The organism is Pseudomonas sp. JV449, from assembly GCF_032424295.1.
Classification (GTDB): Bacteria; Pseudomonadota; Gammaproteobacteria; order Pseudomonadales; family Pseudomonadaceae; genus Aquipseudomonas; species Aquipseudomonas marginalis.
Genome location: NZ_VYKD01000020.1, coordinates 61720 through 80774, shown reverse-complemented (window position 1 = coordinate 80774; position 19055 = coordinate 61720). Strand labels below are relative to the sequence as shown.

General features: G+C 62.9%; 18 protein-coding genes and 2 pseudogenes. 9 read left to right on the top strand and 11 right to left on the bottom strand.

The features are described from left to right. Positions 1 to 237: 237 nt before the first annotated feature. Positions 238 to 1407, top strand: a complete 1170-nt coding sequence (locus F6S08_RS20290; RefSeq protein ID WP_074845880.1) for a p-hydroxyphenylacetate 3-hydroxylase oxygenase component — start codon at positions 238 to 240, stop codon at positions 1405 to 1407. 56 nt (positions 1408 to 1463) lie between these two features. Next, a complete protein-coding gene (locus tag F6S08_RS20285; protein WP_315872243.1) occupies positions 1464 to 2396 on the top strand; it encodes a p-hydroxyphenylacetate 3-hydroxylase reductase component in 933 nt (310 codons plus the stop codon). Positions 2397 to 2446: 50 nt separating this feature from the next. Here F6S08_RS20285 and F6S08_RS20280 read toward each other — a convergent pair whose 3' ends face one another. From F6S08_RS20280 to F6S08_RS20265, 4 genes are all read right to left on the bottom strand, one after another. Further along, on the bottom strand, positions 2447 to 3553 hold the full coding sequence (locus tag F6S08_RS20280) for a class II histone deacetylase (protein ID WP_315872242.1): 1107 nt from the start codon (positions 3551 to 3553) through the stop codon (positions 2447 to 2449). 34 nt (positions 3554 to 3587) lie between these two features. Next, complete coding sequence (locus F6S08_RS20275; RefSeq protein ID WP_315872241.1) at positions 3588 to 4751, bottom strand: MFS transporter; 1164 nt, start codon at positions 4749 to 4751, stop codon at positions 3588 to 3590. 22 nt (positions 4752 to 4773) lie between these two features. After that, positions 4774 to 5655 (bottom strand): transporter, encoded by an 882-nt coding sequence (locus F6S08_RS20270; protein ID WP_137212996.1) that lies wholly within the window; start codon positions 5653 to 5655, stop codon positions 4774 to 4776. A 132-nt stretch (positions 5656 to 5787) separates the two neighbouring features. Beyond that, a complete protein-coding gene (locus F6S08_RS20265) occupies positions 5788 to 6765 on the bottom strand; it encodes a helix-turn-helix transcriptional regulator (RefSeq protein ID WP_065923943.1) in 978 nt (325 codons plus the stop codon). 264 nt (positions 6766 to 7029) lie between these two features. Between F6S08_RS20265 and F6S08_RS20260 the strand changes: the two are divergent. Together F6S08_RS20260 and F6S08_RS31505 are read left to right on the top strand one after the other, a co-directional pair. Further along, positions 7030 to 7692, top strand: a pseudogene (locus F6S08_RS20260) (PAS domain-containing protein); the annotation flags it as partial. Beyond that, positions 7678 to 7989 (top strand): annotated as a pseudogene (locus F6S08_RS31505) (methyl-accepting chemotaxis protein); the annotation flags it as partial. The pseudogenes F6S08_RS20260 and F6S08_RS31505, both read left to right, overlap by 15 nt. A 45-nt stretch (positions 7990 to 8034) precedes the next feature. Here the strand turns inward: F6S08_RS31505 and F6S08_RS20255 are convergent. Continuing rightward, positions 8035 to 9363 (bottom strand): hypothetical protein, encoded by a 1329-nt coding sequence (locus tag F6S08_RS20255; RefSeq protein WP_315872240.1) that lies wholly within the window; start codon positions 9361 to 9363, stop codon positions 8035 to 8037. 291 nt (positions 9364 to 9654) lie between these two features. Between F6S08_RS20255 and F6S08_RS20250 the strand changes: the two genes are divergently transcribed. The 4 genes from F6S08_RS20250 (at position 9655) to F6S08_RS20235 (ending at position 13443) form a co-directional block, all read left to right on the top strand. Then, positions 9655 to 11154: an APC family permease gene (locus tag F6S08_RS20250; RefSeq protein ID WP_065923946.1), complete on the top strand. Its 1500-nt coding sequence runs from the start codon at positions 9655 to 9657 to the stop codon at positions 11152 to 11154. After that, positions 11099 to 11719, top strand: coding sequence for a DUF3156 family protein (locus F6S08_RS20245; protein WP_065947998.1), 621 nt, complete (start codon positions 11099 to 11101; stop codon positions 11717 to 11719). Before F6S08_RS20250 ends, F6S08_RS20245 begins: the two co-directional genes overlap by 56 nt. Positions 11720 to 11835: 116 nt before the next feature. After that, positions 11836 to 12798: a transcriptional regulator FeaR gene (gene feaR, locus F6S08_RS20240; RefSeq protein ID WP_027603480.1), complete on the top strand. Its 963-nt coding sequence runs from the start codon at positions 11836 to 11838 to the stop codon at positions 12796 to 12798. Between the two features lie 15 nt (positions 12799 to 12813). Then, the gene (locus F6S08_RS20235; RefSeq protein ID WP_315872239.1) at positions 12814 to 13443 is read left to right on the top strand and encodes a TetR/AcrR family transcriptional regulator; all 630 of its coding nucleotides are present in this window, start codon (positions 12814 to 12816) and stop codon (positions 13441 to 13443) included. A gap of 23 nt (positions 13444 to 13466) precedes the next feature. Here F6S08_RS20235 and F6S08_RS20230 read toward each other — a convergent pair whose 3' ends face one another. The 6 genes from F6S08_RS20230 to F6S08_RS20205 form a co-directional block, all read right to left on the bottom strand. Further along, positions 13467 to 14237 carry an SDR family oxidoreductase gene (locus F6S08_RS20230; RefSeq protein WP_065947997.1) on the bottom strand — a complete coding sequence of 257 codons (771 nt, stop codon included), beginning with the start codon at positions 14235 to 14237 and terminating at the stop codon, positions 13467 to 13469. After that, complete coding sequence (locus tag F6S08_RS20225) at positions 14230 to 15030, bottom strand: SDR family NAD(P)-dependent oxidoreductase (protein WP_137212994.1); 801 nt, start codon at positions 15028 to 15030, stop codon at positions 14230 to 14232. Before F6S08_RS20225 ends, F6S08_RS20230 begins: the two co-directional genes overlap by 8 nt. Continuing rightward, positions 15023 to 15844: a molybdenum cofactor biosynthesis F family protein gene (locus tag F6S08_RS20220; RefSeq protein ID WP_065923951.1), complete on the bottom strand. Its 822-nt coding sequence runs from the start codon at positions 15842 to 15844 to the stop codon at positions 15023 to 15025. The genes F6S08_RS20225 and F6S08_RS20220 overlap by 8 nt, the downstream gene beginning before the upstream one ends. 85 nt (positions 15845 to 15929) lie before the next feature. Continuing rightward, the gene (locus tag F6S08_RS20215; RefSeq protein ID WP_065923952.1) at positions 15930 to 16589 is read right to left on the bottom strand and encodes a response regulator transcription factor; all 660 of its coding nucleotides are present in this window, start codon (positions 16587 to 16589) and stop codon (positions 15930 to 15932) included. A 57-nt stretch (positions 16590 to 16646) separates the two neighbouring features. Continuing rightward, entirely contained in the window at positions 16647 to 17012 is a 366-nt protein-coding gene (locus F6S08_RS20210) for a cupin domain-containing protein (protein ID WP_065923953.1), read from the bottom strand. Positions 17013 to 17043: 31 nt separating this feature from the next. Beyond that, positions 17044 to 18342, bottom strand: coding sequence for an NAD(P)/FAD-dependent oxidoreductase (locus F6S08_RS20205; RefSeq protein ID WP_131698848.1), 1299 nt, complete (start codon positions 18340 to 18342; stop codon positions 17044 to 17046). 239 nt (positions 18343 to 18581) lie between these two features. On the opposite strand from F6S08_RS20205, the gene hpaR reads away from it, so the two are divergent. Continuing rightward, a complete protein-coding gene (hpaR, locus tag F6S08_RS20200) occupies positions 18582 to 19004 on the top strand; it encodes a homoprotocatechuate degradation operon regulator HpaR (protein ID WP_027603487.1) in 423 nt (140 codons plus the stop codon). The last annotated feature ends 51 nt before the right edge of the window (positions 19005 to 19055 follow it).

Below are 19055 nucleotides of genomic sequence, written 5' to 3'. Positions count from 1 at the left end.
AAAAGCCCGAGGTTAATCCCCGTGGCCGGAACGGGCTTGACTGTGGCTGCCCAGTGGCATGTCTGTGGCTGCCAGCGCCTGTACGCGGCGTATCAGCCTGAGCCTTTGAAAAGTACAATCTTGACTCTGGAAGGTGCATGTCCTGCCAGGAAGGCACGCTCCATACTGGCCCTGCATCCGGCGCCACGCCTTGATTTCTGGCGCTGCCCGGACATCCAATAATAAGCAGGGCCATCCATGAAAAAGCCAAACCCGCTCCTTGAAGACCTCAAGTCCATCCTGCCGACCATCGCCGCCAATGCCTTCGTGGCCGAGCAGGACCGCCAAGTGCCCGCCGAGAATATTGCGCTGCTCAAGAGCATCGGCATGCACCGTGTGTTTCAGCCGAAAGTGTTCGGCGGCATGGAGTTGTCGCTGCCGCAGTTTGCCGACTGCATCGCCTTGCTCGCCGGGGCATGCGCCAGCACGGCCTGGGCCATGAGCCTGTTGTGTACCCACAGCCATCAATTGGCACTGTTCTCGGCCCAACTGCAGCAGGAGGTCTGGGGCGCTGACCCGGATGCCACTGCGAGCAGCAGCATCGCGCCGTTCGGGCGCACCGAGGAAGTCGAGGGCGGCGTGCTGTTCAGCGGAGAAATGGGCTGGAGCAGCGGCTGTGATCACGCCGATTGGGCGATCGTGGGTTTCCGCCGCAACAACGCCCAGGGCACCCAGGATTACTGCTTCGCGGTGCTGCCGCGCAGTGACTACCAGATCCGCGATGACTGGTTTGCCGCCGGCATGAAAGGTAGCGGCACCAAGACCTTGATCATCGACAAGGCCTGGGTGCCGGAACACCGCATCCAGAAAGCCAAGGACATGATGGAAGGCAAGTCCGCCGGCTTTGGGCTGTACCCCGACAGCAAGATTTTCTACTCACCGTACCGGCCTTATTTTGCCAGTGGCTTTTCCACCGTCAGCCTGGGCGTCGCCGAGCGAATGCTGGAGGTGTTCCGCGAAAAGACCAGGACCCGCGTGCGCGCCTACACCGGCGCGGCAGTCGGTGCCGCGACCCCGGCGTTGATGCGCCTGGCCGAGTCGACGCACCAGGTGGCCGCCGCGCGCGCCTTCCTCGAGAAAACCTGGGACGAACACGCCGAACACAGTGAGCAGCAGCGCTACCCCAGCCGCGAGACCCTGGCGTTCTGGCGCACCAACCAGGCCTACGCGACCAAGATGTGCATCCAGGCAGTGGACCGTCTGTTCGAAGCCGCCGGCGGCAACGCCTGGTTCGAGCACAACGAGATGCAGCGCCTGTTCCGCGACTCGCACATGACCGGCGCCCATGCCTACACCGACTACGACGTCTGTGCACAGATCCTCGGCCGCGAGTTGATGGGCCTGGAGCCCGATCCGAGCATGATCTGAAGCTGCTTTTGAAAACAACAATCAGGGCTGCGCCTGACGCAGCCCGGGAGTCTTGCATGTCTGAATCGACCTTCGACCCACGCGCTTTTCGCCGGGCCCTGGGCAACTTTGCCACGGGCGTGACCGTGGTCACCGCCGCCGACGCCTCCGGCCGCAAGGTGGGCGTTACCGCCAATAGCTTCAACTCGGTGTCCCTGGACCCACCACTGGTGCTGTGGAGCATCGACAAACGCTCCAGCAGCCACGGGGTATTCGAGGAGGCCAGCCACTTCGCGGTCAACGTGCTGGCGGCGGACCAGATCGACCTGTCGAACAATTTTGCCCGGCCCAAGGACGACCGCTTCGCCGATATCGCCTATGAACCGGGGGAGGGCGGGGCGCCGGTGTTCGCCGATTGTGCGGCACGTTTTCACTGCGAGAAATACCAGCAGGTGGATGGCGGCGATCACTGGATCATGATCGGCAGGGTGGTGGCCTTCGACGATTTCGGGCGCTCGCCGCTGCTCTACCACCAGGGCGCCTACTCCATGGTCCTGCCCCATACGCGCATGACCAGGCGCGACGAAAGCCAACCGCCGAGCAGCCACTTCCAGGGGCGCCTGAACCATAACCTGTATTACCTGATGACCCAGGCGGTACGCGCCTACCAGTCCAGCTACCAGCCCCGGCAACTGTCCACCGGCCTGCGCACCAGCGAGGCGCGGATGCTGATGGTGCTGGAGAACGATGCCCGCCTGAGCGCTGGCGACCTGCTGCGGGAAGTGGCGATGCCGGTGCGGGAAATCGACGACGCCGTGGCCAACCTCAAGCGCAAGGGGCTGGTCGACGATGATGAACACGGCGTACGCCTGACCGCTGCGGGCATTGAACAGACCGAAGACCTCTGGGCCATCGCACGGGAACAGCAGGACAAGGTGTTCGCCGAGTTCAGTCAGGACCAGATCGACACCTTCAAGACGGTGTTGAAGGGACTGATCAGCCACTGCTGACTGGCCAAAATCCGATGCCGGCAACGGCATCGGATTTTTTTGCGTCACGCTCAGCAGGCTTCGGCCAACTCATCGACTAAGCGCAACTGAAACGCCGCCAGCGCCGCGTTCGGTTGCTGCAACTGCACAAACTCAAGCATCGGGTCGCCGACCTGTGTCCTGACGCCCACCAATTCCTCAATGGTCGCCAGCCCGCAAAACGGTACATAGGCTTCGGAGTAGCCGCCTTCGTGCACCAGCACCAGGCGGCCCTGGCACAGGCGTTCGGCTGCTTGGCGTACAAGACGGGTCATGTGCCGGAACGAGTCACTGTGCAACAGCATTCGCGCCAGTGGGTCGACCGCGTTGGCGTCGTAGCCGCAGGCGACGATGATCAATTCCGGCTCGAAGCGCTCCAGCGCCGGAATCACGATACGCTCCATCGCGTGCAGATACGCCTCATGACCGCTGCCGGGAGGCAGCGGGATATTGATGTTCGCACCCAGCCCCGCGCCGCGCCCGCGATCGGCTTCACCGCTGTAACCTGCCGGGAAACAGCCGTCCTGATGCAGGGAAATCGTCAGCACGTCGCCGCGTTCTTCGAAGATCGATTGGGTGCCGTTGCCGTGGTGCACGTCCCAGTCGATCACCGCGACGTTGCCCAGGCCACGCCGTGCTTTTGCGGCTTCGATGGCGATGGCGATGTTGGCCAGGAAGCAGAAGCCCATGGCGTTGTCGGCGAGGCAGTGGTGACCGGGTGGGCGTGACAGAGAATAGGCATTGTCGACTTCGCCGGACAGCACCGCATCCACTGCTGCCATGGCCAGCCCGGCGGAGAGCCTGGCTATTTCATAACTGCCTGGCCCGATGGGCGCGTGGGGGCCCAATTCGCCGCCCCCGGCATCGCTCATCGCCTTGAAGCGTTGCAGGTAGTTGGGCGTGTGCACCCGCAGCAGGTCTTCATCGGTGGCCGCGTTGGCACTGCGCACCTGTAAGTGGCGGGTCAGACCGGAAACGTCCAGCAGGCTCTTCAAGCGACGCTTGGTTTCCGGTGACTCGGCGTGGCCGGCGGCGGCAGGCGGCTGCACCCACCCGCCCACCGGTAAGGTCAAGGCGTGCAACCCGGCGCTGTGCCAGAGGCTGAGTTCGTCGAAGAAAAATGCACTTTTTCGGCTCATCGTCTTTCCATTTTCGTTGGGGTAAAAGGGCCCGTCAGGCATTCGGGCGGCTGCTCAGCATCAACACCAGGGACAGCACGGTGATGCACGCCCCTGCGATCAGCAGTGATTGGAAGCCGCCGCTGGCTTCGATCATCCGGCCAGCCACGGTCGGGCCGATGGCCAGGCCGCCACCGATCATCAGGTTGGAGGTGTTCATCAATTTTCCGGAGCGGTCGAGGTCGGCCAGGCAGGCCAGGACCAGCGGCAGGATGAAGGTCCAGGTGAACTTGAAAAGCAGCGCCGCCAAGGCAAAACGCAGCATGTCGGGCTGGCCCAGCAGCAACAGCACGGCGCCTGCCATCAACGCGTACCCCAGCAGTAACAGCAACAGGCGTGGCAGACGGTCGCCGATCAGCGAGGTACAACCGGCCCCGACGATGCCCATCACCGTGGCGAGCGCCAGAATCTCGCCACTGGCCTCGGCAGAGAGGCCGGCATGGCTGCTGATGGAACCGATAAAGGTCCAGACACCGCTCAGGCTGACGTAGAAACTCAGCAGGCCCAGAATGCCCAGTGCGGCTTTCCACCGGGAGGCGAGGGCGATGCGCTCGGCGGCTTTTTCAGGCGCCGGGCTGCCCTGGGGAAAGTGCCGTGCCAGGGGCAGAAAGAGCGTCATCAAGGCGGCGAGGATCAGGTAGCAGGCTGACAGCCCGTAGTGCTCGAACAGCCGGGGCAGGATGCTCAGACCGATCGCCCCGACCACCAATTGCCCCATCACCCATAACCCGTAGACACGCCCGGGATGGGCCGTGGAGGCCGCACTGGACAGGCAGATGATCATCAACGAGCCGCCGGCCAGGGCGCTGCAAAAGCGCAGTGCCAGGAGTATCGGGTAGTCGTGGGCCAGCATTGAGAGCAGGTTGGCGGTGATGAACAGCAGCCCGGACAGCAAGGCGGCGCGGCGCCAATCGACACGCTTGAGCCACCACAGTGCGGGCAGGGTGGCCAGGCTCATGGCGCCGAGTTCGGTGGAGAACAGGTCACCGATCTGCGACGGGCTCAACTGCCATTGCGTCGCCAGTTGCGCCGCCACGGCCGGTGCGGTCATGAGAATGGTCGGGGTGATGGCGGCGAACAGCACAATGGCTGCCAGCAATGCCAATGGGGATGAGGCGCGGGCGCGTTCATCGGTCAGCGGTTGGGTCTGGGTGTTCATGGGCAAGCTCCGATGAGGGGGTTCAGAACACATGGACCAGGCGCAGCAGCGCGTCGGTACCGTGATAGCCGTTGTCGGTGGCGACGTTCTGCGAGAGGCCGAACATCAACTGGTTCTGTTTATCCAGCCAGTGACCAACCTCGAAGCCCACTTGGGTGTAGCGCTTGTGGGTGTTGTCGATGCGCTGGTCATTGATCCGCAATTCGCCACCATCGGCGTGGATCAGTCGCAGTGCGCCGTAGGTGCCGGGTGTGAAGTCGTAGGAGGCGAAGGCTTGCAGGCGGTACAGCGGGTCCTGTTTCAGGTCGCTGCCGAAGTAGTCGTCGTTCTTGCCATAGAGTTGGGCTTCGAGGTTGGCTTCCAGCACCCATTTTTCACCGATGCCCTGGGTGTAGTTGTAAACGAAGGTGGTACCCCAGCGATTGGCACCGGGCGACACATCGGGATTGTTACCGTGGTATTCGCCCACAGGCAGGGTAATCAGGGTCAGTAGGCCGCTGTAGGTGCGCGAGGCCGGATCGTTGATGAAAAACACCGTGCCGCCGACCTGGGGATCACCGAAACCGCTTTCTGCGCTGCGTTGGCCGGCACCCGGCAGGCGGGCGTTGATGTCGGCGAAAGGCACGATGAACTGTGGGGTACAGAGGGTGCCGCAGAGGTCGGTGAAGAACACTTGGCGGTACGCCACGGCGTTAACCTTCAGGTCGGCCTTGCCGGTGCTGTCGGCCGGGCCGTGGAAGTCACTGGCGCGGCTTGCCGGCAGGTACAGCACGCCCAGGCTGGTACCCGAGGGGGCGCCGAAAAAGTCCCGGGCGTTGAGGTCGGCCGCACTGGCGTGCAGGCTCGACAGGCCGCCGAGCAGGGCCAGTGTGGTGGTGCGGGTGAAGGTGTGGATCATGGGCATGGCATCTCTTCTTTGAGGTGTTGTGTGGCGAACGGCTCGCCCGTGGGTGGCAGAGGGGACAAAAAAAGCGCAAAGGTGTCCCGTGGCCGTCAAAACGACAGCGAAAAAGTCAGCGCGGGTCAGTGGTGCAGATCAATCAGGCGGGGCGTGCAGCAGATGGGCGATTCGGGCTTTGTCCTTGACCCCGAGTTTGCTGTAGATGGCGCGGATGTGATGGCGCACGGTATTGGGCGACATACCCAGGTCGCGGGCGACTTCCTTGTAGGTCTTGCCTTCGCCGAAACCCTGGGCCACCGCATTCTCCCGAGGGCTCAGTTGCATCAGCACCGTACGGCTGCGGGCGGCCAGCAGGAGCAGGTCGCCGACCGTCGAGGCCTCGACCTGCAGGTGCTTGCCGTCATAGCCCCCGGCGTCCATCGCGACCGGCAGGCAAGGGCCGGTCCAGTCCGGCCATTCGCTCAGCAGCAAGTCGACGAAGCCACGTTCCGTACAGTGCAGGGTGCCGCGCTGGTCGCACACGGCAAGTGCGAGATTGCGCGGGTGGGTGAGGGCTTCGCGCATGGCGACCAGGGTACGAATCTGATTGGCCGAGACCGCCGCCACCAGGTGCCGCATGAGGTTGTTCAGCAGCAGGCAGTCCTGCTCGGTAAAGCGTGGGGCGTCGGGCGCCCGGTAGAGCGTGAGGTGATCGCTGAGGTGGGTTTGCGGGTCGATGTACACGACGCACAGCAATTCACCGATCGCGTAGCACGAGCCGAGCCAGTTGAGCCCCGGGCCGTTGGCGGGGTTGCGCATGTCGACGATGACCGCCTGCCCCGGCACGTCGTTGACCCTGGCAATGGTCACATCGATATGACGAATCGATTGCCAATCGGCCAGGTAGCTGCGGGGCAGGTTGTAGAGGTAGGAGCTGTGTTCTTCCGGCAGGCCGTCAATCAGCGCAGCCCGGCCCCACCAGGCGCTGTCGAAGGGCAGTAGTTGGCGGATGCAGCTCAGCGCCGCTTCGTGGAAGTGTTCTATGTCTTTGTCCTGCGCCAGGCGTTGGAGCTCCAGTGTCATCGCGCTGAATGCCTCCAGCAGGCTGGCGTGACCATGATCATGACGGCTCATTCGTATGTACCTCTGTGCGACATTCTTATTGTTTTCGTCACGAAGTCATTAAGGGCCGGAACGTCGTTTTGACGTGGGCAGGGCCTGGAGACAAGTATCGACGGGTTGAAAGCCGATCACCATCCTACAGATGCACGATAGCACCCGACGCAGGGTTTTTTTGGATGGCAGCCACGCGCAAAGGCCTTGCAGGCTCGTACAAGCAATCACGCTCGGTTTGCGATCAGATCCGGGGTTTCGACTCGATCAGAAAGGGCCAGGCCGATGTTCTTCAAGAAAAAACAGCCGATGCAGGACCTTGCCGCCGTCCTCAAGCAACTGCTGGCGGGAGAGGTGTTGGGAACCCAGGCACTGCACGCTTATCCGTCGGTGCAGGCCGACCTGGAGCAACTCGCCACACAACGTGCGCGGGCTGCGCGGCAGTTGCTGTTGCTCGAGGAATCAGCCCGCGATCAGGCTGCCGAAGGGGCGCGCAGCGAACAGGCACTTGCCGTGCTTCGCCGGCAACTGGAGCAGGCCGGGCAGCGTGAACAGGCACTGGAAGCCGAGTTGCGTGAGCATGCGCAGCGCGCCCTTGCGCATCAACACGAGACGCAGATCTGGGAGCTGCTGCTCTGCACCATGACCGAAGGCTGCTGGGACATCACCGTGGTCAACGGTGACGTGCAGGATCCCGCCAGTCGCATGCGGATTTTCAATCAGTTCCGTCTGCTCCTGGGCTACGCGCCCCATGAGCTGCCCGATGGCTGGGACGCGCAGGTCAGCATCACCCACCCCGATGACCTGCCGAAGATCATGGCGATCTTCGATCGGGAAATCCTTGCGCCCCAGGGCAGCGGTGAGTACGTGTTTGAATACCGGATGCGCCACAAGACCCGTGGCTACATCTGGTGCCGCGAGCGTGGGCGAGCGGTGCGCGATGCCCAGGGGCGTTTGACGCGGGTGATCGGCGCGGTACGCGATATCAGCGACGAGCAGTCGGCGAAGACCACCCATCAACAGCTGCTCGCACACAATCAGGCCACCTACGGCCAGATCGCCACGGTGGTGAGTGTGATCAAGGGCATTGCCGACCAGACCAACCTGCTGGCCTTGAACGCCGCCATTGAAGCGGCCAGGGCCGGCGAGGTCGGGCGCGGGTTCTCGGTGGTGGCCGATGAGGTGCGCAAGCTGGCGGAAAACACCCGTCAGGCGACCCATCAGATCCAGACGATGCTGCATCAGCACGAACGCTAGGAGGGAGCTGCGTTGCGCAGCTCCTGAGGCCGGTCAGAAGGGCACGGCCACCGTCAACTGGCTGTAGAGGTTGGTGCCGTTGCCACCCACTTGGTTACCGCCGGAGTCGGCATCCTTTTTGGGTTGGTAGATGCCCACCAGCGGGCTGATGATCAGGTGGCTGTTGACCGCCCATTCGGCGTACAGGTCCAGCTCCCGGGCGTCGAGGTTCAGCGCGTCGTGTTTGCGCAGGGTATTGAAGTCGAAGTACAGCGCGCCGACCGTCAGGTTCTCCAGGGGCGTCGCCTTGAGGCCGACGTGATGGATGCCGGTATTGCTGTTGAACGGGCCGGCATAGTTGGAGGCGACTTCACCCTGGAACCAGGTGCCATAGCCGGTGCTGAGCCCGGTGAACAGCGGGTCCCATTTTTGCGAGTAGCGCGTGTAGCGGTAGGTCACTTTTGGCGACCAACCGACATCGGCGAAGGTGTAGCCGGCCTCGGCGTACCAGGCTTTTTCCGGCCCCGCGACCTTGTCTTGCCAGGCGTATTCGAAGGCGAAGCTGGCGTTGTCGATACCGGCGCTGCCTTCGCCGCGCACGCTGTAAGTGTCCAGGCCCTCGCGCTGTTTCTGGAAGTCGCTGGCCCACTGGTCGGTGACGTTCATGCCGTGGACCCAGGTCAGCCCCAGCGTGCCGGCGGCGGCCGTGTAGTCGAGGGTGCCCGCCGCCAGTTCGGTTTCGGCCTGGGCGCGGTTGTCCGACTTGAGCCACAGCACCGAGCCGTGCAGGCCCTCTTGCCCGCCCAGGCGCAGCACCGCCGTGCGGTCGAAGGCGTGGCGTGCCGCGAGGTAATAGGCGCCACCACGGTTCAGCGCACCGTCAGCCGGGCCTTTGCCGAGGTTGGGGCCGTCGTCGTTGATCAGGAACCCCCGGCCGATCTTGACCACCTGGCGCCCGATGGAAAAATCCACACCGTCCTTGCCCAGCGCCGGAAACAGATCGGCCGAGCGCCATCCCAGGTAGGCGTCTTCGATTTTGGTGGTGCGTTCGCTGCCATCGGTGTTGCCCGCCGCATCGCCGTCGCCCCAGGTGCCGGAGCTGACCCAATTGAGCGCGCCATACGCGGTGCCGTGCCCGGCCAGGCCCTGGTCGCCGCTCACCCCGTACTTGATGAAACCCTCGCGCCAGGTCGAGCCGCCCGCTGTGCCGTCGTAGTTGTGACGGCTGTTGAACAGGCCGTAGACCGCCAGGAAGTCCGCATTCAGGTGGGTGTCCTCGTCGGCGTATAGCTCATAGGCCTGGGCCGGTGAATGGCCGATCAACAGCGCGATACCCAGGCCGACGGCCAAGGATTGCGTGCGTATTTTCAAGGTGTGCTCCATTGTTATAGTCCCCAGCATGTTTAGGTCGAGGGCGCATTAAGATGACCCCAGGCGGAGGAAGTCTTTCACCTGCGTGCCACGCAATTGATCCTGCCCGCCAAGCCGTATGCCTTGGCAGGCAGCAACAAAAGCCACGGCAGACATGGGCAAGACGCTCGGTGCTCGGGAAGTGCACAGTGATTTTGCGCACGATGCCGTTTCGATCAGGGACTGGCTGGGGAGGGCTTTATCGCCGGCTCCTTGAACGGCTCGATGCATCCACTCAGAAATCCGCTTTCGAGGATCCGCACCATGTCGATCAATGACCGACTTACACAGCATTTGAAACGCGGCAGCGTCGGGTTTCCGACCGCGCTGGCCAGCACCATTGGCCTGATCATGGCCAGCCCGGTGATTCTCACCGCGACCATGGGCTTCGGTATCGGCGGCAGCGCCTTCGCGGTGGCCATGCTGATTGCGGTGGTGATGATGCTGGCCCAGGCAACCACCTTTGCCGAGGCCGCGTCGATCCTGCCGACCACCGGCTCGGTCTACGACTACATCAATTGCGGCATGGGTCGTTTCTTTGCGATCACCGGCACCCTGTCGGCGTACCTGATCGTGCACGTGTTCGCCGGCACCGCCGAGACGATTCTGTCCGGGGTCATGGCCCTGGTGAACTTCGAACACCTCAACACCCTGGCGGAGTCCGCCGGCGGCTCCTGGTTGCTGGGAGTGGGGTTTGTCGTGGTGTTCGGTGTTCTCAATGCCTTTGGCGTCAGCGCCTTCGGCAGGGCCGAGATCATCCTGACTTTCGGCATGTGGACCACCCTGATGGTGTTCGGCGTGCTCGGCCTGATCGCGGCCCCGGCGGTGCAGCTGGAGGGCTGGTTCGGCGTATCGCTGGTGGGTACCGACCTGGTCACCATTCTGTCGCTGGTGGGCATGGCCATGTTCATGTTCGTCGGTTGCGAGTTCGTCACGCCGTTGGCCCCGGACCTGCGCAACTCGGCCAAGGTCATGCCCAAGGCCATGATTTTCGGCTTGTTGAGCGTGGCGACCTGCATGTTCATCTATGGCGCGGCGATGAAGCGCCAGGTGGAAAACGTGGTGCTGGATGCCGCCACCGGCGTGCACCTGCTCGACACGCCCATGGCGATCCCACGCTTTGCCCAGCAGGTCATGGGCGATATTGGCCCGTTGTGGCTGGGGATCGGTTTCCTGTTCGCCGGTGCCGCCACCATCAATACGCTGATGGCGGGCGTGCCGAGGATTCTCTACGGCATGGCGGTGGACGGTGCGTTGCCCAAGGTCTTCACTTATTTGCACCCGCGCTTCAAGACGCCGCTGCTGTGCATCCTGGCGGCGATGCTGATTCCGTGCCTGTATGCCCTGTGGTTGGGCGGCAACACCGACAACATCATGCACCTGGTGCTGGCGGCGGTGTGTGCGTGGAGTTTCTCTTATCTGCTGGTGACGCTGTCGGTGGTGATCCTGCGCATTCGTCGTCCGGACCTGCCACGGGCCTATCGTTCGCCGTTCTTCCCGTTGCCACAGATCCTTTCCAGCGTCGGCATCTTGCTGGGCATGTGGTTCATTACCCCGCCGGGCATGAACCCTGCGGACATTTATGTGCCGTTCGGGGTGATGCTCGGGATCACGGCTTCATATGCGCTGTTCTGGACACTGGTGGTACAGAAGGTCAATCCATTCAAGCCGGCTTCGGTAGAAGAAGTGCTGGCCAAGGAGTTTTCCCATGAGCCTGGCAACCCTCACAACCCTTATCTCGAGCAGGCTGCAAAAGCTGTCTGAGCTGTTCAGCGCCCAACGGGCCCCGTCCGGTTACCGGCCTGGGGTCACGCTTGAGTACGTGCGGCGCAACCTCGGGCTGGCGAGTTTCACCTCGACGGGGCCAGCCCAGGCAAGGTTTTGCCTGGACGACATCGGCCTTCAGGTCGACGTGGCCGAGCGCACCGAAGCGCAATTGCTGATGCACCTGGTGATGACCGAATTCAGGTTCACGGTGCCCGCCTCAGAGCAGGGCAGTGCGCGCTTTGAACTGCACCACAGCGGGTCGATCCGGCGCACGGGGCTGGCCTGCCGGCAACGGGCGGGAGCGCCGGATTTGCTGGCCAGGCTCCAGGCGGCCTTGAACGATGACCCCGACCTGCATCAAGCGTTGATGGGGCTGGACTTCAAGCGCATGCACCTCGATTTGAGCGGGCAGCAATGGCACGTACGGCTTGAGCACATGGGCGGCAGCGAGGTGGTCAACCGCATGCCGGCGTTCCGGCGCTACATCCCCTTGAGCGGCGCGCAGCGGGCCGGGCTGCTCACGGTACTGGCGGGTTTGCAGCGGGTATTGGGCGCGCTCTGAGTCGAGCAATTGGCATCATTAGTGCTTCTACAGTCGGTATCACGTACTTGTTGCGCCTATATAGATAACATGTTAACTATTGGCCGACAAAAACAAGAAACCATTGTGGAGATGCCATGAGCACCTATCAGTCTGCGCACTATGGGTTGGAAACCTGGACTCGGGATCTGCGAGCGGCCTGCGGCCATTTCGACACGGAACTGGCCTTCAACCGCTCACTGTTCATCGGTGAGGTGTCCAAGCACTCCCGGGGCGGCCTGTCACTGGCCAACCTGCGCACCAACGCCGGCCTGATCAAACGCGAGCGGCCCAATGCCGATCACGATATGGACCAGCATTGCTTCCTGGTCAGCCAGCGCAGTGGCTATTGCCAGATCACCCAGAACGGCCAGGTCATTCAATTGGCCCCCGGCGATATGCTGCTGATGGACTCCACGGGTTCGATCGAGATCAGCCCGTTTGGCCTTATCGAACATGCCTCGCTGTCACTCTCGCGCAATGAAGTGTGCAAGCAGCTGGGCAGCGCCTCGAAAACCTTCGGCAAGATCTCTTCGAGCAAGGCCTGCGGGCGCATGCTCCACGTGTTGATGGACCAGCTGTGCCGCGAGGGCCTGGAGGGTCAGGATTCGATTGAAGAGGCCGAGGCGCTGCAAGCGGCGTTTGTCTCCCTGCTCGGTTCAGCCTTTGAACTGCATGACGCCCCAGGCGACAGCGGCGTGTCCTTGCAGGGCAGCAACCTGCGCAGTTATGTGCAGAAAGTCATCGACGAGTCCCTGACCCAACCCGGCCTGAGCCCGGTAGGCCTGGCCAGCCGCCTGAACATCTCGGTGCGGCATTTGTACCGCTTGTTTGAAGAACAGGACGACAGCGTCTGCCGCTACATCCAGCGTGCGCGGCTCAAGCGCAGCGCGGACGATCTGACCAACCCGTTCCTCAAGAGCGAGTCGATCACCTCGATTGCCTACAAGTGGGGCTTCACCGATTCTGCGCACTTCAGCCGCTCGTTCAAGAAGCAATTCGAGCTGTCGCCCAAGGATTTTCGTTCCACTCATCTGCAGCAAGCGGTCGGTGCGGCATAGGGTATCGATGGATCAATGAAACCGCTCACCCTGTCGGCCCATAACATTTGCGCAGTCGCGGTCGAACACTTTGCCGCTTACGGCTACGACGCTTCATCGCTGAACGAAATCGCGGTCGGGGCGGGCATGCGCAAGGCCTCGCTGTACGCGCACTTTGTCAGCAAGGACGCGCTGTTTCAGACGGTCTTCGAGATTGCCCTGGCCCATGAACATCAGTACATCGCGCAGTGCTTCAAGGAAGAGGCCGGGCACCCCGGCGTGCCTGGGCAATTGCACCTTGAGCGGTTGCGCGGGCGCTATGCGGGGTCGGCGCACCTGCGCTTCCTGTTGCGCACGGCCTACTTTCCGCCGGCGGATATTCGCAGCGTGATTACGGCAGGATTTGAGGGGTACCTGGCGAGCATTCGCGAGCATTTCCAGCGTGCCGCGCAAGGGCGATACAGGATGGTACGGCCCGAGGCGCTCGAGGTGTTTTGTGACGCTTACCTGGGTATCGTCGACAGCCTGCATGTGGAGCTGATCTATTCGACGCCCCAGGGTTACGTCAAGCGGCTTGCGGCGTTGTCGCAGGTGTTCAGTGATTCACTGTCGCTGCTTGAAGGGGCGAGCGCTATTCAACGGATACACCGCCCCTCCCAGATTTGATCCGGTTTACATCCCGATAGAGGTCACTTCACCTCTGGCAACGTCGAGCCGCCGTCCACCACGATGGTCTGCCCGGTGATGTAGGTCGCCAGGTCGGAGGCCAGGAACAGCATGGCCCCGGCAATATCCTGAGCGGCACCGAGGCGTCCCAGGGGCACGCGGCTGGCGATGTCGGCATTGACCTGGCTGTCGCCCAGGTTATCCATGGCCGGCGTGGCAATCATCCCTGGCTCGACGCCGTTGACGCGCACCTGGTAAGTCGCCAGCTCCAGCGCGGCATTGCGGATAAAACCGTTGACCCCGGCCTTGGACGCCGCGTAGTGGCTGAGCCCCGCATAGGCAACCCGTGGCCCGGTGACCGATGAGGTGACCAGCACGCAGCCACCGCCCTGGCGTTGAAACATCGGCAAGGCGGCCTGGGTCAGCCAGAACAGGGCCGAGAGGTTGACCGCCAGCGTGCGTTCAAGAACGGCCGGGGTGATCTGCGCGAACGCTGTCAACGGAAAGTAGCCGGCGTTGTGCACCAGGATATCCAGGCGGCCCCAGTCCTGTTCTATAGCCTTGATGCCTTCGAACACCGCCGTCGCCTCGGCCAGGTCCAGCGCGATGGCCTCGACCCGGCAGCCGCGCGCACGCAAGCCCTCGGCCAATGCCTGGGCTTGTGCCAGGCGCAGGTCGGCGATCATGACGCGGGCGCCACGCCAGGCGAACGCCTCGACGATGGCCTGGCCGATACCCTGGGCGCCGCCGGTGACCAGCACGGTCTTGCCGCTGAAATCCAAGTCTTCAGGCATGTGCACGCTCCATATGGACGTAAGCCAGTGTGGGCACATCGACGATGCTCGAACCGCCATCGGCGACCACGCTGGCCCCGGTGATGATCGCGGCATCCGGGCTGGCCAGGAAGCGGCACACCTTGGCGATTTCCTCGGCGCTGGCGGGGCGCCGCAACGGCACGTCGGCGCATACGCGGGCATAGGCTTGCGGCAGGGTGTCGCCGTGGAAGCTCATCAACGGCTGCATTTCCTCGTCGGCCATGGGCGTGGTAACCCAGCCGGGACACACCGCGTTCACCCGCACACCGCGTGGGCCGTAATCCCGCGCCAGGGAGCGATTGAGCCCGAGCAGCGCATGCTTGGCGGTGGTGTAGCCGCATACTTCGGGTCCGGCGGCCAGGGAGGCGATGGAGCCGAGCAGCACGATATTGCCGGCGCTTTCGATCAGCAGCGGCAGGCAGGCGCGGGCGCTGTAGAACGCGCTGTCCAGATTGCTGCGCAAGGCCGCCTCCCAGGTGTGTGGGCTGGTCTGGGTGGCGCTGCCCACGCCATGCCCGCCGGCGCAGGCCAGCAGCACATCGAGGCGGCCGTAGCGCTGACCAATCTGCGCAACGAAACCCTCCCAGGTGGCCGGGCAGGCCGCATCGCCGACCAACACCAGGCCGCCGGTGTCCTGCGCAACCTGCTCCAGGGGCTCGCGGCGACGGCCGATGAGCACCAGGTTGGCCCCTTCGGCGGCGTACAAGCGCGCGCAGGCGGCACCGATGCCCGTGCCGGCACCGGTGATGACAACGGTGCGTGGATCAGGCATCGGGATACTCCGTGCGGTTGAGCACTTGGCAGTAGGAGCTGACTGGAAAGTTCGACAGCTCATCGAACGACGCACCGGCATAGCCGAAGATCTTGCCGTCGCTGCGGTGTTGTTGCAGGTCGATCAGCACCAGGCCGAGGGTCGGGATGATCTTTTCGCGCCAGACGAACAGGTACAGCTGATCGGCGATCTTGTAGTAGTGGCAGCGATCGGTATCGCACAGGCCTTGCTCCACGCCCTTGAGGCATTGCCAGGCATAGAACTGATCGTTCAGGTAGATGTGCTCGTAGACTTCGCTGGGGCTGTAGCGATACAGATTGCGCAGGCCGGTCAGTTCCTGGGTGGGCGCGTGGGGGCATTGGCCCGGCTGCCAGGGTTGATCCAGGCTGCCGTGCAGGAAGTCCACGTCCACCGAGGTCAGGGCCTTGCCGGCCAGGGCGCGGCTGTAGAGGCCTTGCTCGGTTTGTTCGCGGTCCGGCATGCGCCCGATCACGGCGGTGAACGACGATGTGGTGGTGTCCAGCACCAGGCTGATGGACCAGGCCTGGCCGGCTTCATGCTTGATGAAGTCGACCAGGTACAGGCCCGGGCGGACCGAGGTGGCGCGGTAGGCGGCCGAACCGCTGGAGTGACCGTCGGCGGCGTGCCAGTGCAACTGCTCGGTGTCGAAGCGATGCTCGATCTGCCAGCCGTTGGCGAAGTGCAGGGTGAAGGCCTTGCCGTTGAGGTCGGCCAGGTTGGGCAGGATAAACGCGTCGGGGGCAAAACCATCGGCGAGGGCGCCTACGGTGATCCAGTCGGATGAAGTGGTCATTGCATGGCTCCGGTTGAGGGAATGGACACCCCGGATCATGCGGTTGGCAACCTGGCGCGCCTATCAACCAAAGGGTTGAGGCGGCTTAAAGAAACAGCGCGGCGACCAGTTCGGTACGACTGCTCACACCCGTTTTGCGAAACAGGTGGATCAAGTGGGTCTTGATGGTCGGCAGGCCGACATCCAGCTCCAGGGCCAGTTGCTTGTTGCTCGCACCCTGACGCAATAACCAGGCAATCTGGCGTTCCTTGGGCGTGAGACCGGCCAATGCATCGTCGCAGGGCTGCATATTGGCCACCGCCATTTGCAGCAATGCCTGCAAGGCATTGAGCTGAGCCAGTTGGTCGGGGGTAAACACCCCTTGCTCCGCCGTGCGCAGCAAGGAGATGGCCGCCTGGGGCTGGTCCGCGCGATGGGCCACGATCTCCACCACATCGACCACACCGTAGCGTTGCAGGAAGTCTTGATAGCGGCGGCTGTCACGCAGGGGCTGGCGGGCCATGGCGAACCCCAGCGGCACCACCGCCAGCCCGCTGGACAGGCAATTGCGCGGTTGCAACGGGTCGAATTGGCGGTAGTTGTCCAGGTAGTCGCGGTGCATCTCACCGCTCATGCCTTGCAGCCTGAAATCACGGGCCTGCAGCTGGCGGTCCACGCAATAGAACGCTGCCTGGCTGGCGGGCACCAGTTGAGTGAAAGCCTGCAGGCAATGGCCGGCGACTTCCTGAGCGGGGATGGCGTGCATGGTCAGTCACCTGCGCCGTAAAAAACGCTGCCGGCCGAAGCCGGCAGAGGGGAGCGATCAGACTACCGCGAAATAGTGCTTCACAAAACTCTCGCTTACCACCTCCCACAGCACCGGCGTGCCCTTGGTCACGAACCAGCTGTCGCCGGCTTTGTAGCGGGTGCTCTGGCCAGTACTTTCGTCGGTCAGCACCACTTCGCCGGTGACCACGGTGGCTTGTTCGGCGAACGGGTAGACCATCCGGAACTTGCCTTGGGTGGTGCCGAAATAGGCGCTGCTGACGGCGTCGGTCGGGGCGCCGAAGGTCATTTTGCCAAAGGCTTTGACTTCGCCTTCGAGGATCTCGGAGCCGAGGTCGGCAACGGTGCCCCAGGCATCGAGGTCCGATAATTGGATGTCTTTCTTCAGGGTGGTAACGGGCATGGCAGTTCTCCTGTGAATGAAACAGCGGGGCTCAACGGCGACCGTTGAAATAGCCCGAAAGTTGATGAAGGCTTTTGCCGGCCGTGAGCAGCAGCGGGCGGATATGGTCCTTGCCCAGGATCTGCGCATGCTTGACCGCGCTGATCAGGTCGTAGCGCGACGAGCCTTCGCTCATGCCCTCGGCCAAGACCTTGCAGATGATGTGGCTGGGCGTGACCCCGAAGCCGGCGTAGCCCTGCACATAAAAGGCATTCGGGCGCCCGCTGAGCGTGCCGATCTGCGGGAACAGGTTGGCCCCGGTCGCCATCGGCCCGCCCCACGCCAGGTCGATCTTCACGTCCTTGAGGTAGGGGAAAATCTTCAGCATCAGGTTGCGGTTCCAGGCTTTGAGGTCCAGCGGGATGTGCTCGACGAAAGGTGTGGCGGCACCGAACAGCAAGCGGTTTTCGTTGGTGACCCGGTAGTAGTCGATCACCGGGCGAATATCGCTGTAGGCGCCGCGTATCGGGCTGATGCGGTTGATCATCTCGTCCGACAACGGCTCGGTCATCAACTGGAAGGCATAGGTATTGACGGTGGTCTTGTGCAGTTCCGGTTCCAGCTTGTTGAGGAAACTGTCGCAGGCCCACAGCAACTTGGAGGCTTTGACCGAGCCGCGGCCGGTGCGCACGGTGATGCGTTCGCCATAACTGACTTCCAGCGCCGGGCTGTGCTCAAAGATGCGCACACCGTGGCCGGCCAGGGCCTTGGCTTCGCCCAGCAGCAGGTTCAGCGAGTGCACGTGCCCGCCGCCCATGTGCAGCAGCGCGCTGGTATAGGCGTCGGAACCGATGATCTGCTTGACCTCGGACCCCGCCATAAAGCGGATTTCGTCCTGGGTGTTGATCGACTTGAAGTCCTTCTCCCAGGCGCGCAGGGTTTTTTCCTGGCGGGCGTTGAAGCCCATGTAGCCGTAGCCGTGGCAGAAATCGGCGTCGATCGCGTACTTGGCGATGCGATCCTTGATGATGCCGGCGCCCAGCTCGCTGATTTCAAAGATCTGGCGCAGGCCTTCGTCGCCGACTTGTTGCTTGATCTTCTCCAGGTCATGGCCGATCCCCGCCATGATCTGCCCGCCATTGCGGCCCGTGCCGCCGAAACCCAGGTAGCGCGCTTCGAGCACTACAATGTTGGTGATGCCTTTTTCGGCGAGTTCCAGTGCGGTGTTGATGCCGGAGAAACCGCCGCCAATCACCACCACATCGGCTTCCACGTCCTGTTCGAGGGTGGGGAAGCTGAGGTTGTATTTCTTGGTTGCCGAGTAGTAGGTCGGCGTTTCGATATTGATCATGGCGCAGCCTGGAAAAGTGAAGGGAAACTCACTGCAGAGCCGACACGAAGCTCTGTGCCTGTTGGGGTGTATTAAGTGCCTTCCGAGCGGTAGGTGTCTTGATTCTGTGTGCCGCCGCTCTTGACCGTGGCTGCCAATCATCAACCCTGAATCCGGCCGCGCGGTAAAGCCGCACACGGGCAACAATCGCCAATGCTAGAATGTTGTTAATCTGTTAACCAATTGCGACGCCGCCATCCATGTCCAAACCGCGCCAATCCCTGACCCTCACTTTGCTCCATGCGCGTGAAGCCGCCATGGGGTTTTTTCGCCCTTCGCTCAATCAACACGGGCTGACCGAGCAGCAATGGCGGGTCATTCGGATCCTCAGCCAGCATGAGGAGCTTGAGATCAACCGCCTGGCCGAGCTGGCGTGCATTCTCAAGCCGAGCATGACCGGGGTGCTGGTGCGCATGGAAGCGGCAGGCATGGTGGAGCGGCGCAAGGCGCAACAGGACCAACGCCGCGTGCTGGTGCGGCTGGCCGAGAAGGGGCAAGCCTGTTTCGACTCAATGAGCCAGAGCATGGAAGCCAATTACCAGCGCTTGCAGGCGGGGTTTGGCGAGGAGAAGTTGCAGACGTTGCTGACCTTGCTCAACGAACTGAAAACCCTCAAGCGCTGAGCCGAGGCCGGCATGCCGGTCAGATAAGCCTGTGGCGAGCGGGCTTGCCCC

Excerpts from the sequence above, each read along its gene's own strand:
- F6S08_RS20290 (WP_074845880.1), top strand. The coding sequence starts at position 238 with ATGAAAAAGCCAAACCCGCTCCTTGAAGACCTCAAGTCCATCCTGCCG.
- F6S08_RS20285 (WP_315872243.1), top strand. The coding sequence starts at position 1,464 with ATGTCTGAATCGACCTTCGACCCACGCGCTTTTCGCCGGGCCCTGGGC.
- F6S08_RS20280 (WP_315872242.1), bottom strand. The coding sequence starts at position 3,553 with ATGAGCCGAAAAAGTGCATTTTTCTTCGACGAACTCAGCCTCTGGCAC.
- F6S08_RS20275 (WP_315872241.1), bottom strand. The coding sequence starts at position 4,751 with ATGAACACCCAGACCCAACCGCTGACCGATGAACGCGCCCGCGCCTCA.
- F6S08_RS20270 (WP_137212996.1), bottom strand. The coding sequence starts at position 5,655 with ATGCCCATGATCCACACCTTCACCCGCACCACCACACTGGCCCTGCTC.
- F6S08_RS20265 (WP_065923943.1), bottom strand. The coding sequence starts at position 6,765 with ATGAGCCGTCATGATCATGGTCACGCCAGCCTGCTGGAGGCATTCAGC.
- F6S08_RS20255 (WP_315872240.1), bottom strand. The coding sequence starts at position 9,363 with ATGGAGCACACCTTGAAAATACGCACGCAATCCTTGGCCGTCGGCCTG.
- F6S08_RS20250 (WP_065923946.1), top strand. The coding sequence starts at position 9,655 with ATGTCGATCAATGACCGACTTACACAGCATTTGAAACGCGGCAGCGTC.
- F6S08_RS20245 (WP_065947998.1), top strand. The coding sequence starts at position 11,099 with ATGAGCCTGGCAACCCTCACAACCCTTATCTCGAGCAGGCTGCAAAAG.
- feaR (WP_027603480.1), top strand. The coding sequence starts at position 11,836 with ATGAGCACCTATCAGTCTGCGCACTATGGGTTGGAAACCTGGACTCGG.
- F6S08_RS20235 (WP_315872239.1), top strand. The coding sequence starts at position 12,814 with ATGAAACCGCTCACCCTGTCGGCCCATAACATTTGCGCAGTCGCGGTC.
- F6S08_RS20230 (WP_065947997.1), bottom strand. The coding sequence starts at position 14,237 with ATGCCTGAAGACTTGGATTTCAGCGGCAAGACCGTGCTGGTCACCGGC.
- F6S08_RS20225 (WP_137212994.1), bottom strand. The coding sequence starts at position 15,030 with ATGCCTGATCCACGCACCGTTGTCATCACCGGTGCCGGCACGGGCATC.
- F6S08_RS20220 (WP_065923951.1), bottom strand. The coding sequence starts at position 15,844 with ATGACCACTTCATCCGACTGGATCACCGTAGGCGCCCTCGCCGATGGT.
- F6S08_RS20215 (WP_065923952.1), bottom strand. The coding sequence starts at position 16,589 with ATGCACGCCATCCCCGCTCAGGAAGTCGCCGGCCATTGCCTGCAGGCT.
- F6S08_RS20210 (WP_065923953.1), bottom strand. The coding sequence starts at position 17,012 with ATGCCCGTTACCACCCTGAAGAAAGACATCCAATTATCGGACCTCGAT.
- F6S08_RS20205 (WP_131698848.1), bottom strand. The coding sequence starts at position 18,342 with ATGATCAATATCGAAACGCCGACCTACTACTCGGCAACCAAGAAATAC.
- hpaR (WP_027603487.1), top strand. The coding sequence starts at position 18,582 with ATGTCCAAACCGCGCCAATCCCTGACCCTCACTTTGCTCCATGCGCGT.